General features: G+C 45.9%; 11 protein-coding genes. 4 read left to right on the forward strand and 7 right to left on the reverse strand.

The window, feature by feature from the left end:
* Positions 1-309: 309 nt before the first annotated feature.
* From ACN6NF_RS17930 to ACN6NF_RS17940, 3 genes are all read right to left on the reverse strand, one after another.
* Entirely contained in the window at positions 310-1,935 is a 1,626-nt protein-coding gene (locus ACN6NF_RS17930; protein WP_474318865.1) for a S8 family serine peptidase, read from the reverse strand.
* A 511-nt stretch (positions 1,936-2,446) separates the two neighbouring features.
* Positions 2,447-4,228, reverse strand: a complete 1,782-nt coding sequence (locus ACN6NF_RS17935) for a SulP family inorganic anion transporter (protein ID WP_474318866.1) — start codon at positions 4,226-4,228, stop codon at positions 2,447-2,449.
* Positions 4,229-4,257: 29 nt separating this feature from the next.
* Positions 4,258-4,587: an ArsR/SmtB family transcription factor gene (locus ACN6NF_RS17940; RefSeq protein ID WP_016818694.1), complete on the reverse strand. Its 330-nt coding sequence runs from the start codon at positions 4,585-4,587 to the stop codon at positions 4,258-4,260.
* Between the two features lie 540 nt (positions 4,588-5,127).
* On the opposite strand from ACN6NF_RS17940, the gene ACN6NF_RS17945 reads away from it, so the two are divergent.
* The 3 genes from ACN6NF_RS17945 to ACN6NF_RS17955 all read left to right on the forward strand — a co-directional run bounded on the left by ACN6NF_RS17945 (position 5,128) and on the right by ACN6NF_RS17955 (position 9,287).
* Complete coding sequence (locus ACN6NF_RS17945) at positions 5,128-6,585, forward strand: RtcB family protein (RefSeq protein ID WP_474318868.1); 1,458 nt, start codon at positions 5,128-5,130, stop codon at positions 6,583-6,585.
* Positions 6,585-7,868 carry an AAA family ATPase gene (locus ACN6NF_RS17950; protein WP_474318869.1) on the forward strand — a complete coding sequence of 428 codons (1,284 nt, stop codon included), beginning with the start codon at positions 6,585-6,587 and terminating at the stop codon, positions 7,866-7,868. Before ACN6NF_RS17945 ends, ACN6NF_RS17950 begins: the two co-directional genes overlap by 1 nt.
* Positions 7,869-8,126: 258 nt before the next feature.
* A complete protein-coding gene (locus ACN6NF_RS17955) occupies positions 8,127-9,287 on the forward strand; it encodes an MFS transporter (RefSeq protein ID WP_474318871.1) in 1,161 nt (386 codons plus the stop codon).
* Positions 9,288-9,371: 84 nt separating this feature from the next.
* On the opposite strand, the gene ACN6NF_RS17960 is transcribed toward ACN6NF_RS17955, so the two are convergent.
* The 3 genes from ACN6NF_RS17960 to ACN6NF_RS17970 are packed head-to-tail and all read right to left on the reverse strand — an operon-like array spanning position 9,372 to position 11,676.
* Positions 9,372-10,124: an amino acid ABC transporter ATP-binding protein gene (locus ACN6NF_RS17960; RefSeq protein WP_474318873.1), complete on the reverse strand. Its 753-nt coding sequence runs from the start codon at positions 10,122-10,124 to the stop codon at positions 9,372-9,374.
* Between the two features lie 14 nt (positions 10,125-10,138).
* Complete coding sequence (locus tag ACN6NF_RS17965) at positions 10,139-10,807, reverse strand: amino acid ABC transporter permease (protein ID WP_474318875.1); 669 nt, start codon at positions 10,805-10,807, stop codon at positions 10,139-10,141.
* A gap of 17 nt (positions 10,808-10,824) precedes the next feature.
* Positions 10,825-11,676 carry an amino acid ABC transporter substrate-binding protein gene (locus tag ACN6NF_RS17970; RefSeq protein ID WP_474318877.1) on the reverse strand — a complete coding sequence of 284 codons (852 nt, stop codon included), beginning with the start codon at positions 11,674-11,676 and terminating at the stop codon, positions 10,825-10,827.
* A gap of 277 nt (positions 11,677-11,953) precedes the next feature.
* Between ACN6NF_RS17970 and ACN6NF_RS17975 the strand changes: the two genes are divergently transcribed.
* Complete coding sequence (locus tag ACN6NF_RS17975; protein WP_474318879.1) at positions 11,954-13,246, forward strand: MFS transporter; 1,293 nt, start codon at positions 11,954-11,956, stop codon at positions 13,244-13,246.
* 125 nt (positions 13,247-13,371) lie between these two features.
* Here the strand turns inward: ACN6NF_RS17975 and ACN6NF_RS17980 are convergent, their stop codons facing one another.
* A complete protein-coding gene (locus ACN6NF_RS17980; RefSeq protein ID WP_013372531.1) occupies positions 13,372-13,629 on the reverse strand; it encodes a GlsB/YeaQ/YmgE family stress response membrane protein in 258 nt (85 codons plus the stop codon).
* Positions 13,630-13,669 lie beyond the last annotated feature (40 nt).

Genomic DNA, 13,669 nt, shown 5'->3' on the forward strand with positions numbered 1-13,669 from the left:
AATTCAGTAGATTCCAAGGAGAAAAAGCAGGAGAACTTCGAAGAAAAACATGTTATATCATTACAGTTTATATTAAAAATTGATATAAAATCATATATTATGGAATAGTATAAAGTTATCAAAACAGATATACAAGTCATTTTCTTGCATTTTTCTTGAAATTCTATGACTTTTATGTTTATTTATGTACGAAAACCCCTTTTAAGCAGCTACGTCATGATTGCAACACACGTCAGCAGTTGCATGCAATCCTTATACAAGCCACCAAAGGGATTTTCGGGGATCTTTCTTAAACCTGTCTGATTATTTTTAGTTAAGTACAGAGTTCACCGCAGCAAGCGCATCGATCAGACCATTTCCATAGCCGTTGTTGGGTGAAGTCGGATACTGACTGTCTGTCAGCGGTGTTGCGGTTTTCGAAATAACATCCTCCAATTGATCCACAGTTAATGATGGTTTAGCCTGAAGCAGCAATGCCGCTAATCCAGCCGTATGCGGACCTGCCATAGAGGTACCGTTCCAGCCTCCCTCATAAACTCCTCCAGGTACAGAAGAACGAATGTTTACACCAGGAGCCGAAATTTCTGGCTTCACTTCGCCATAAGGAGAAGGACCACGCAACGAGAAGCTTGCCAGCTTGTTATTGATATCCGTGGCTCCTGTGGCATAGGCTTCTGGCAAGTTAGCTGGATTGGCCACAGACCCAGGTCCGCCGGGATTCGACAGTGTTGTATTGCCTGCGGAGAACTCAGGGAAAATTTGTGCCGCTCTCCACGCCTTGGTCACTGGGCGATACCATTCGTCCAGGCCAGGTCCACCGCCCCAAGAATTATTCACCACATCCGGTGCAAGCTCAGGGTGCTTTTTGCCGTTTTTATCTACAGGTGCAAGAATCCACTGCCCACCATCCAGTAAGATGGAATCTGTGGTATCTGGATTGAATACTCGTACGGCAATCCACTTGGCCCCTGGAGCAACACCGATTTGATTCGTACCGTTGCTGTCTGAGCCAACGCTTGTCCCCATCGTATGTGTACCATGTCCATGGGAATCTGTTGGCAGCGATGCTCCATCAACCGCATCATACCAGCTCAGCTCAGGATTGACGACTTGACCAGAAGTATTCAGACCGCGCCATTTTCTTTTCAATGCCGGGTGAGTATATTCAACACCTGTATCCAGATTGGCAACGACAATGCCTTTGCCGTCAATACCTTTGGCCCACACCTGTGGTGCTTTAATTTTAGAAATATTCCACTCCACACGACTTGGCGTTACTGCATCTTTATATACGGATTCTTCGACCGATTTTTGTGCATTCTCTTCCGTCACAGCCGGGTCAACAGCAGTTTGATCTGTAATTGCTTGGTCTGCTGTTGATTGCTCCCCTACCGGCTGGGCATCCTTATCGATTTCTACCTTTTGCAACTCGCGCTTTTCATCTGGCAAAATTTTGTCGATCTCAGGTAGGGTGGCGAGATTATCCATGACCTCTTTGGTACTGGTTACCGCAAATGCGTTTACGATAAAGTAACTCTTGTATTTTTTGACGTTTCCATTATTGACTTCCTTCTTTAAGTATTCTTCCACGGATTGTTGAGTTTTTTCTGCAGTATCCATGAGAGAGTTTACAACCGTTGTACGTACAGATAGCTTAGCAGCAGCGGGGGAAATCTGCTCGGCGGAAGCCTTCTGAAAAGCGTGCTTAGCAACAGACTCCGTGTCTACCTGATCTTTTAATTTAACCAGATAGGTGACATACTCGCTGGTGCTGAATTGCTGGTTCAACTTGGCTGAAACCTTGGCGGAAATCGTCGATGCTCCTGCTGAGGAGGTTGTGCTGGAATCTCCATACACCGGAGAAATCAGAGAAAAAGCAAGAATAGCGGTAAAACCGACCGACAGCGTCTTTTTGATATTTTTCGACTTAATCAATACTTTTCATCTCCCTTTACTTGGTTTTTTTGATTCTCAAAGACAACCTTCCGATAGCAGCGTCAAAAGCTCACAAATAGCCTCTGGTACTCACCTCCTTTAAAAATATAGATTCTGGGGTGAAATCCATAGGTCATATTCTAAGGTGAATAACCTTTGGTGCAGACCGCAAGGAACGACATTCAATTAAGAACTGTGGACAAGTCTGGAAGAAAGTAAGTGAAAAAAATGAAGAAAAAGGTAGGGTAAGATACTAGAAGTGATCGAGGAGGTTGATAAGCATATATTAAAATACAATTTAAAACAAAAGAATGAATCATTTGGTATCTTTTGAATCTAGTATAGTGTCATAAAATCAGATATTCAAGCATTTTTTTGAATTTTATTCCTTTTTTTCTTGAAGAAGTGAAAAACCTCTTCTATAATCCGCAACCAAATGCACCGAGAAAACTCGCATTTGGTTCGAAAATAAAAGAGGTTTTAGGCAATCAGCAGCAAATGTAGAAGAATGCTATCTGCCGCTATTTACAGGTATGGGAACCGAAACGGCTCCTTCTGGAAAGGAAGATTTGGTTTCCTGGGTTCTACGACACAGGCTCTTACATTCTCGAAAAGCCATCTGCCTGCATCCCCTGCATCGCTCCTGATTCACCATTGCAAGAGCTGCCGTCAGAGCCTCTCCTGTATGTTCGAAAAAATTCTTTTGTCCGATCATGTCGTAGCATCCGGTTTTCCGCAGTAACTCCAGCGGTTGGGGCTGGAGTCCGGACACAAGCACTGTCCCACCAGACTTCCGGTACTTGTGAATTAATGCGGTAAAGTTAGCTTCTCCCGTCATATCCATAAAAGGGACCTTTCCCATTCGCAACAACAAAATCCCTTGCAGGTGGCCAGTCTGTCCCCCTACACCTGAGTTCTCCAACGTCGAAGCTGCACCGAAAAATAGGGGGCCTTCGACATTGTAAATAGCCACCTGCGGACAATCGTGCTGCTCTGTAACCATATGTGCGCCTACTTTTTCATGCTTCACAGAAGGGTCAGGTAGCACCTTATCGACTGAAAGTGTACTGCTCATACGTTTGACGAACAATACAACTGCCAGAATCAGACCTACCTCTACAGCCGTTGTCAGTGTCGTAAAAACCGTCAGCAAAAAGGTGACGACCAGCACAATAGAATCCGCTGTCCGTGTTTTGAGGATGTGCGCAAAATGCTTGCGCTCACTCATATTCCAAGCGACTACCATCAACACCGGTGCCATACTAGCCAACGGAATATTAGATGCATAAGGTGCAAAAAGCACCAGAATGAGGAGCACCACAACTCCATGCACAATGCCTGACATCGGAGAAACCGCGTTGTTGCGGATATTGGTAGCCGTACGGGCAATCGCCCCTGTCGCAGGAATGCCGCCGAATAGTGGTGTTAGCAAATTAGCAATCCCTTGTCCAACCAGTTCGCGATTGCTGTTATGGCGGGTTCCCGTCATCCCGTCAGCTACTACAGCTGAAAGCAGCGATTCAATAGCACCCAGCATCGCTATAACAAGTGCTGGCGGCAACAGTTTCACGATCAATTCCCACGTCATCGCAGGAATATGCAGCTCAGGCAAAGATGCCGGAATTGCGCCATAAGCAGAGCCAATCGTAGCCACCTGTCCTGGAAAAAGCAAAGCTGCCACCAGCGTTGACAAGAGTAGACCGACCAGTGAGCCAGGTATCTTGGGCCATTTTTTAGGCACCACAATAAGCGCGGCAAGACAGATACAAGCTGTCAGGATGCTATACACATTGAGTGAAGGAAGTCGATGGACGAGCTCTGCCATCGAAGGCAGAAAAGTTTCATGTCGCTCTACCCCGCGCAAGCCGAGAAAGTTAGCAATCTGACCACTGAAGATCGTCACGGCAATCCCGGCTGTAAAGCCAATGGTTACGGGCTTGGGAATAAACTTAATCAATGCCCCCAGCCTTAAAACACCCATTAAAATGAGTATGATGCCTGCCATAAACCCTGCTATAAGTAAATTCTCATAGCCGTATTGCATGACAATAGCCAGCAAAATTGGAATAAACGCACCTGTAGGTCCTCCGATCTGAAATTTGGACCCACCCAGCAGTGAAATCAAAATCCCCGCTACAATGGTTGTGTACAGACCATATTCCGGCTTTACCCCCGATGCAATGGCGAACGCCATACCGAGCGGGATGGCCACAATCGCTACAATGCTTCCAGAAATTAGATCCTTTCGTAAAGCCCCTGCGTTATAGCCTTCGAACCTTCCTATCCACTTCATTCCTGTAACCCTTCTTTTCTGTAGTAGCATTACTTCTCGTTACGTATGCCTTCCAGCAACGAGATTGCTTCGACTAAATGATTGTCAAAAATCTGCCGCGCCACCGCTAGCAGCTCCGTTAAGAGCGGATCACGTAGTGAATACACGACCGTTGTGCCTTCCTTGAAGCTGTTCACCAAATTTTTAGCCCGTAAGACAGCCAATTGCTGTGATACGGCAGAACCTTCGGAACCGAGCGCAGTCTGCAGCTCGTTCACATTCCGTTCCCCTTCACTCAGCACCTCCAAAATACGGATGCGCAGAGGGTGAGCCAATGCTTTGAAAAAGTCAGCCTTAAACTTCTGGAGATCTCCTTCCATGCCTGCGCCGTCCTCCTCACAGATTGTTTTCATAACGACCAACAATATCTGAATATTTGAATATTCAGTACAATAACAGTTTTGGGTCAATTGAACTATGATGTTACTCACACTTCACCATGCGTATAGTCACATTTTTCCATACTTTTATCTTTAGGGTTGACAGCTTCCACAGGTTTCCATTAATATAACAATTAACTTTAAGAAAAGGGGGCCGACAGACATGACTAAGCTTTACACGATAATGACAATCAGTCAGCATGATACAATCACATATTCGAAATTTCGTCTCATCGGCCCCGTTCGGGCGACATGATGGGGATGTCACGCTGTCTGACGGCGTGATGAACCAGGCTTTTTTATTTTTGTATGCTATTGAAAGAACAGGTTATTTATGTTTTTATGATGTACTGATCATAGAATGTAATGACACTTTCGGTGCACGAAGCCGTAGACGACAAGTCTGCGGCTTTTTTGTTTTTTTGAATTTTTTTATACGATGTTATGAATTTACATGAAGAAGGGAACTACCCATTTATTATGAATATACAACCTACGACCAACTCATCTATTCATGAAGGACCATACAGCCACCTGATGAAGCTTCCGGCAGGGGATCTGACCGTGTACGCTTCGCAGCAACTCTTCTCCTCACTGGATTATAAAGTGTTCGAGATGGCTAATAACAATTTACAAATTCCAGGTATCCGCTATATGGGATATACACCGGATGTACATGTAGGCGTCGGAACCTGTATCGGTACAACTGCGGTATGGGGAATGGAAGACGGCTATGTATCTCCCTCCATCGTTGGCAGCGATATTGGCTGCGGCATGCGCGTACACCTGACCAATCTGCACAAGGATGCTTTGAAGGAAATCAAACTGCGCCGCAAGCTGGTTAAGACAATCGACAAATACTTGCCGATGGAAGCCCACCAACGCGGACATTATTCAGATATACGACTGGAGCATATTGTACGCAAGGGTTTGCATGGCTTACCTAATAAATATATTCCAGATAGCTACACTCCTAAGAAATCCACCTCTCTGACCCATGTAGAACACAGTAAGTTCTCCTTTGATGAGGAAGTGCTGAATCTCGTCGAAGACCGTACTTGGCACCGGGCTCATCGGCAGCTGGGCACGCTGGGTGGAGGCAATCATTTCGTCGAAATTCAGGCGATTGAAATTGCGGAAGAAAATAGAGAAATCGCTGAAGCTTGGGGGATGTTTGATGGTCAGGTGTCTGTGATGATTCATTCCGGATCACGCGCTTGGGGTGGAGCAGTCAGCCAGTCCAGTTCATCTGCCATCGCCAAAGCGATGAGCCGTCTCGGTCTCGGCACCTCCGACCCGAGACTCGTATTCGCACCGCTCGATCATCCCGAGGCAGCACATTATGTGGATATGATGTATTCAGCGCTGAATTATGCTGTGGTCAACCGACATCTGATTGCATACTCCGTGCGAGAAGCCTTCCGCGATGTCTTTGGTACAAAGTGCGATTTGCGTACGCTGTACGATCTGATGCACAATTATGCTTGGGAGGAGTCCCATCCGGATCACGGCAGCGTGTTTGTGCATCGTAAGGGTGCGACGCGCGCGCTTCCAGCAGGACACCCTGACAATCCGCGACCTTATCAGGCGACAGGGCATCCGGCCCTGATCCCCGGCTCAATGGGGACTGCCTCTTATATTATGGTAGGTTTACCGGACGGTCAGGATAACTTTCACTCCATTTGTCATGGAGCGGGCCGTATTCGCTCGCGTTCTGCTACCAAACGTCTCGTTAGTGTAGACGATTTTGCAGGCGCCCTGGGTGTGGGGACAGACGACGAAATTGTAGTCAATCAGGCATCTCTGGAAAGCATTATCGACGAATCTCCACAAGCCTACAAAAATGTAGATGATATTATTGAAAGTGTTACCGGGGCAGGACTGGCAGCCGTTGTAGCCAAATGTAGACCGCTGGCCGCCCTGAAAGGAGCAAAATAATGTTGAGTATAGACATCCCAGCTATTTATGAATTTGACGAACGAACAGATGGACGCATTACCGGTTATGCCGCTTATGCCCGTCTGATCGACGGTATTAGTGAAGCACTCTATAACCGCTATGGCGTAAAATACGAGCTGTATGCCAGTGATGATCCCAATATTGAATATTGGGATCTGCTAGAGGAGGATATTCGTTCAGGCAGCCCTGAGCTGGAGCATGTGGCACGAGTCTTCGATCGTTTGGAGGAACGCACTATCCAGTATGACGATGACGGACCGACTCCTGAATACGGTGTGCATCTGTCGATGCGTAATAATGTATTTGCCTATCCCAAGTGGGGGATCGCACTGGCACGAGTTCCCTTTTTCCGTGAAAATGGCGTATACAATGAAGATTACGTATTTGCTACAGGCGACCAGGAGCTGCAAAGCTTCCTCGCAGGCGTACGCGGGCGTGAACGCAAGCAAAATATGAAGCGTGTCACCGTCTTCACCGATACAAGCCGGGGACTCTCACGGCAAGCAGAACCGATAACTCGTGCGATTACACGGGATGATGTGATTTTGAAAGCGGAAATCAAGCGGGATATCTTCCGATCACTTGATCAGTTTTTTGAAGCAGATCGTACTTTCTATCAGACTTATAACATTCCTTACAAGCGTGGGATTCTGCTATACGGCCATCCGGGCAACGGGAAAACAACCCTAGTGAAATCTATTGCTAGCAGTGTACCTGGTCCGGCTGCTTACTGGCAAATTACAGAATATACAACCAGCGAATCGGTCAAAGAGGTGTTCGAGGCAGCTACTCGCCTGGCTCCGATGGTGCTGGTCATTGAAGACATCGATTCCATGCCTCAGGAGGTTCGTTCCTTTTTCCTGAATACGCTTGACGGCGCTACATCCAAGGAGGGCATCTTCCTGATCGGAACGACCAATTATCCAGAAAAAATCGACCCAGGTCTGATGAACCGGGCAGGCCGCTTCGACCGGGCTTATGAAATCAGTTTGCCTGACGAAGAGCTGCGACTCGCGTATCTCAAGCTGCGTAACTTCCTTGTTTTTGCAGGTGAGACAGGTACACAGAAGGCAGCTGCGATGACGGATGGCTTCTCCCTGGCTCAGCTCGGAGAACTGTATGTCAGTACGGCGCTGGAATGGCATGAGCAAGGAAAAGCCGATATTGAGCTGATTATTAAGGGCATGCGAGGCGAGCTTGATAAAAGCCGCAAGCAGGACTGGCTAAAAAATGCCTCCGAAGGACGAGTTGGGTTCTTCTGAGGCATCCTTTTATTGCCTCATTATGAAATTCATGTTACGATGATAAACAATAAAGTACCGAAAGGGTGACCTTAAGCCAATGATCTACTAATCCTATTTCCAAAGAAAAAACGTAATCTTACGAATTTTCTGGATAGGATTAGTGTAGGCTTTTGGGTATTAACGATAAGAGCATTGCTTCTTTGACGGGAGCAGTGTATCTTCTTGTTCGTATGTCTGCCTCCTATCCAGAACTAATGGATAAGGAGGTTTTTTTGTATGAAAAGAATACTCGCAATTCTCATGATCAATATATTTATAGTAATGGTTGGCGTTGGCTTGATTACCCCTATTCTGCCGGAACTGATCATTGAATTTGGTGCCAGTGGGCGGGCCATCGGTTTATTAGTAGCAGCCTATGGCATAACACAATTCTTGTTCTCTCCCATGACTGGACAGCTGTCTGATCGATATGGGAGAAAAGTTTTTATCGTCGTAGGTGTTATTATTTTTGCGGTAGCTAAATTTATGTTTGCTATTGGGGATGAGCTGTGGATGCTGTACACCTCAAGACTTCTGGAAGGAGTGGCAGCAGCCCTGATTATTCCACCCATGATGGCATATGTAGCTGATATTACAACAACCGAAGAACGTGCCAAAGGAAATAGCCTGCTAGCGGCAGCGATGTCATTTGGATTTGTCATTGGTCCAGGACTTGGCGGCCTTCTTGCAGGATATGGAACGAGAGTGCCGCTGTATACAGCAACAGGTGCAGCTATGATTGCAGTTATTTTTTCAATCGTTTGTTTACCTGAAAGCTTATCCAAAGAACAAATGAAGGCAGCGCGGGCAACAACTCATCGAAGGGAATCTATTTTCAAACAATATGCAAGATCATTAAATTCAAAATATGCGATGTTCTATGTCATTGTCCTGGTGATGACTTTTGGACTCGCTAACTTTGAATCTGTTCTTGGCTTATATGTAACGGATCGCTTCCAATTCTCACCGCAACATATTTCAATCCTTCTAACCGCAGGTGCTGTGATCGGTGTCGGTATGCAGGCATTGGTTGTTGCTAAAATGATCAAGCAGTTTGGTGAAAAAAGGTTGATCAAAGGCTCGCTTCTCTTCACCTCTGCTGCTTATATTTTATTTCTCTTCGCCAAAGACTTTTGGAGTATCTTTCTTGTGACTTCCCTTATTTTCTTTGCCACAGCTATGCTTCGTCCAGCTCTTAATACACAATTGTCGAAGATGGCAGGCAATGAGCAGGGATATGTAGCTGGTATGAATAACGCCTATTTGAGTGTCGGGAATATTTTAGGTCCCACTCTGGCGGGATTTTTATTTGATGTGAATATGTTCGCTCCATTTTTAACAGGCTGTTGTATTCTATTGATTACCTTCTTGATTACATTAAAAATGAGAGTGAAGTAAAAGAGGACTACTGATGAATAAAAGGCAGCTACTGGCCTTGGGCGTTATTTTTAACCCCCGGCTGTAGCTGTCTTTCTGTTCAGTTTATTCCGTTTCCCCACTCAGTCGATTCAAAAACTGGATGGCACGTGGACTAGTCGGCTGCTCCAGCATCTGATGTGGCGTACCCTGCTCAATGATTACGCCCTGATCCATCAGGATTACATGATCCGCAACCTCTGCGGCAAATTTCATTTCATGGGTGACAATAACCATCGTCATTCCTTCGGCAGCCAATTGCTTTATGACCTTGAGCACCTCACCTACCAACTCGGGATCAAGAGCAGAGGTCGGCTCGTCGAACAAAAGCACCTCAGGTTCGACCGCCATTGCCCGGGCAATACCGACCCGTTGTTGCTGTCCTCCCGACAATTGATGCGGATAGGATTCCGCTTTATCAGCCAACCCTACCTTCTTCAGCAGCTCCAAAGCACGTTTGCGCGCCTCGACCTTGCTTTTTTTCTGAACCGTGACTTGCCCCTCCATCACATTTTGTATCGCAGTCATATGCGGGAAGAGGTTGTAGGATTGAAATACCATCCCTGTCCGTTTACGCAGCGCCAAAATGTTTTCTTGTCGAAGCTTCGTTCCTTTCGCAAAATTCAGGGCAATATCACCTACCTGAATTTCTCCCTGGTTGGGAACTTCCAGCAAATTCAAGCAGCGTAAAAGCGTTGTTTTACCCGAACCAGAAGGACCGATAATCACAAGCACTTTCCCTTTATCCAACGTCACGTCAATCCCTTTAAGCACTTCCAGCGAGCCGAACGACTTGTGTATATTCCGAATTTGGATCACCGGTACAATCTCCTTTATCTAATGGAAAAACGGCTCAGGCGCTTTTCCAAATAATTTTGCAGCACAGTCAATATCGTGCTAAACAGCAGGTAAATAACTCCAGCTTCGGTATACACTAATAACGGTTCGTAGGTGGTAGCTACAATCTGATTAGCTGTTCTGAACATTTCCACATAGGTGATGGTGGCAGCTAGTGAGGTATCCTTTACCAAGCTGATGAATGAATTGGCCAGCGGAGGTACGGACACTCGGGAAGCTTGAGGAAGTACGATCCGCCGCAACACTTGCCAGCGCGTCATCCCCAAGGAATATCCCGCCTCCCATTGCCCCTCCTGAATGGAAATAATAGCCGCACGCATAATTTCAGAGCTGTAGGCCCCCACGCTGAGCGTAAAGCCAATCACTGAAGCAATAAACGGGTCCAGTGTAATCCCTACCGAAGGTAAACCATAGAAAATAATATACAATTGCACCAGCAAAGGAGTTCCTCGAATCACCCATACATAAAAGCCGAAAATCAGCTTGAGTATTCTCCATTTGGACAACCGGGCGAGTGCAGTGATCAGCGCCAGTACGAGTCCCAGAGCAAATGAGATCAGGGTGAGCGGAATCGTAAAAGAAACCCCTGCTTTTAGCAGAGGCAATAATGAATCCATAATAATTTGTATTTGGCGATCATCCATTGTACAGACATCCTTTATTATTTGGACACATCGGCTCCAAAATATTTTTCAGAAATTTTCAGATACGTACCGTCAGCCTTCATATCAGCCAACGCTTTGTTGACTTCCTTGATCAAATCTTCGCTACCTTTATTAAATACTGCTGCGCTGTGTGAAGCCTCCGAAGATTCATCCACCTTTTTAATTGGAGCATCAGGCTTTTGCTTTTTCAGATCCAGATAGGATAATCCATCGTTGACGGTCGCATCTACCCGTTTGGAAGTGAGAAGGTCAATAGCTTGATTGAATCCTTCGGTTGCTACAATTTCCGCACCGTTGCTTTTTGCGATTTGAGTCAGGTTGCTAGTCAGAGATTGTCCTGCCTTTTTACCTTTTAGATCAGCAAATTTCTGGATGTCCGTATTATCTTCACTCACGATCAGAACCGCCTTGGAGACAATGTACGGATCGGAGAAATCATATTTTTGCTTACGCTCTTCTGTAATAGACACTTCATTGAATACTGCGTCAAACCGCTTGGAGTTCAAGCCTGCAAATATTCCGTCCCATTGTGTCTCGATAAATTCCGGTTGCACACCCAGGCGCTTACTTACTTCGGTTGCAATATCGACGTCAAAGCCTGTCAGTTTGCCAGCAGCATCATGGTACGTAAACGGAGCATAGGTACCTTCCGTACCAATTCTCAGCTTGCCACTCGCTTTTACAGATTCAAGAGTAGCTGCAGCCGTTGTATCTGCTTTTCCATTATTAGAACCGTTCCCTCCGGTCGATGCATCATTCGTGCTAGCGCCTTTATCATTGTTACCGCAAGCCGAAACCAGCAATGCCATCACGATGAGTACAATCGGTAAAAAACTAAATTTTCTCATGTTATCCACACTCTTTCCCTTTTTCTTGATAACCTAGTACAGGCTGGTCATTGAATAGTACATCATTCATTTTCGCACGTCAATGCTCTTATCCAATAATCCCTATCTAAAAGGTAAGTTATATTTTTTAGCATCTAATGCTATTCTAGGTTGACTCCATTATAGGCTGACTATTCATCTTCACTCCCCTCGCAACAACTTTTGTGTACCATTACATAATAGATTTCGTATAATAGGTTTTAATATACAGATTAGAAATATTTACCGGAGTGTGATCATGGATACCCAAAATACAACTTTATCCCCTGAAGGAAGGTATTCGGCCTGGGCTACCTTTACTTCACCTTTAAAACAATCCAAAGCGTTCACTCTCTTGTGGCTTGGACATTGGATCGCGATGTTAGGAAGCTCCGTCACGACAGTCATTTTGCCACTGGTTATCTATTCTCTGACAGGCTCGACCACCATCATGGGATTGGCGATGACGGTTTATATGCTGCCAAATGTACTTATTCTTCCTTTCGCAGGAATGATTGTGGACAGAATCGACCGAATTCGCCTCCTTCTGTTCACGAATGTCGCCCGCTTTGGTCTGATGTTCGTTGCTTCGGTGCTGATGTTTACGGACGGGATGAAGTTGCCGTTCCTATTCGTTGGGCTTGCGTTGTACGGATTGATGGATGGTATCTTTAATCCGGCTTATTCGGCCTTACGTGCACAAGTGTTTACAACGGACATCCGCAATGCTGCCAATGCGCTAAGTCAAATCAGCATACAAGCTGTTCGTCTACTCGGTCCTCCGCTAGGAGGCTTTATTGTATCCTTTTCCTCTCCCGGTGTCGGGTTTGGACTGGATTCTATCGCTTATCTGATATCTTTTGCCTGTTTTTGGATGCTAAGTGCTCATTTGTCCTCCATCATCGGCAAACGTCAGGCCGGTTCAGAACAGGAGGATCAGGATGGACAACATTTTCTCAAAGATTTTATAGCAGGCTTTGCCATTCTTAAAAGCCATCCTTGGCTATGGATTACCATTCTCGCCTTTTCTTTCATTAATATCTGTTATTCAGGTATTATCGCTGTGCTCATTCCGTGGCTGTTCAAGGTCCATCATGGCTATAATCCAGTCGTATACGGCATCGCAATGGCAAGTAGTGGCATTGGTGCCATGCTAGGAGCCTTTGTGTATGGATCGCGCAAGCATTGGAAGCACCGCGGTCTGCTCGCTTACTTAGGAGCTTTTGTCAGTGGTCTTGCCTTACTGCTGTTGTCTATAGTCACCTGGATGCCAGGATTGATTATGAGCATGATGCTCGAAGGATTTGGCATTATGATTTTTGCGATCATCTGGGAGACAAGCCTGCAGGAATTAGTTCCCGCTGAATCTTTTGGACGTGTAGCCAGTCTGGATCTGATGTTTTCCTTTGCACTGCTTCCTATCGGCTATCTGGCCGTAGGTGCCGTGGCGGACAAGCTTGGTGGTATCCTCACAATCGGCATGTTTGCAACCATCGGCATGTGTATCGTGCTGGGCGTTCTATTTGTTCCTCATATCAGGCGTTTTCAATAGAAAACTATATAAACTTTTCACAAAAAAAAGCTGCTTCCACAGGTTCATTTGTGAACCTTGCGGAAGCAGCCTTTTCCATTTTGGCCTGCGCCCATAGGGGCAAGTCTATTCACTGATTCGTGAAGTTAGCCTCTGCTCCGTCCAACGGAACGGAAGATCAAGCTTACAATCACGACCAGCACAATCGCACCAATTAAAGCAGGAACGATGTAGAACGATCCGATTTCAGGACCCCAGTCACCCAGAATCAAGCTACCCAACCATCCACCGATAAAACCAGCGATGATGTTACCAATCACACCACCCGGAACATCACGACCTGCGATAATTCCTGCCAACCAACCAATAATACCACCAACAATCAATGCCCATAACCAACTCATTTTGCGTCACCTCGTTTTAGTTTTTATCGTTGTGTTCTAT

The sequence above is a fragment of the Paenibacillus sp. TSM33 genome (assembly GCF_056099025.1).

Coding starts and splice junctions, on each gene's coding strand:
- ACN6NF_RS17970 (WP_474318877.1), bottom strand. CDS start 11,676: ATGAGAAAATTTAGTTTTTTACCGATTGTACTCATCGTGATGGCATTG.
- ACN6NF_RS17955 (WP_474318871.1), top strand. CDS start 8,127: ATGAAAAGAATACTCGCAATTCTCATGATCAATATATTTATAGTAATG.
- ACN6NF_RS17935 (WP_474318866.1), bottom strand. CDS start 4,228: ATGAAGTGGATAGGAAGGTTCGAAGGCTATAACGCAGGGGCTTTACGA.
- ACN6NF_RS17945 (WP_474318868.1), top strand. CDS start 5,128: ATGAATATACAACCTACGACCAACTCATCTATTCATGAAGGACCATAC.
- ACN6NF_RS17940 (WP_016818694.1), bottom strand. CDS start 4,587: ATGGAAGGAGATCTCCAGAAGTTTAAGGCTGACTTTTTCAAAGCATTG.
- ACN6NF_RS17980 (WP_013372531.1), bottom strand. CDS start 13,629: ATGAGTTGGTTATGGGCATTGATTGTTGGTGGTATTATTGGTTGGTTG.
- ACN6NF_RS17975 (WP_474318879.1), top strand. CDS start 11,954: ATGGATACCCAAAATACAACTTTATCCCCTGAAGGAAGGTATTCGGCC.
- ACN6NF_RS17965 (WP_474318875.1), bottom strand. CDS start 10,807: ATGGATGATCGCCAAATACAAATTATTATGGATTCATTATTGCCTCTG.
- ACN6NF_RS17950 (WP_474318869.1), top strand. CDS start 6,585: ATGTTGAGTATAGACATCCCAGCTATTTATGAATTTGACGAACGAACA.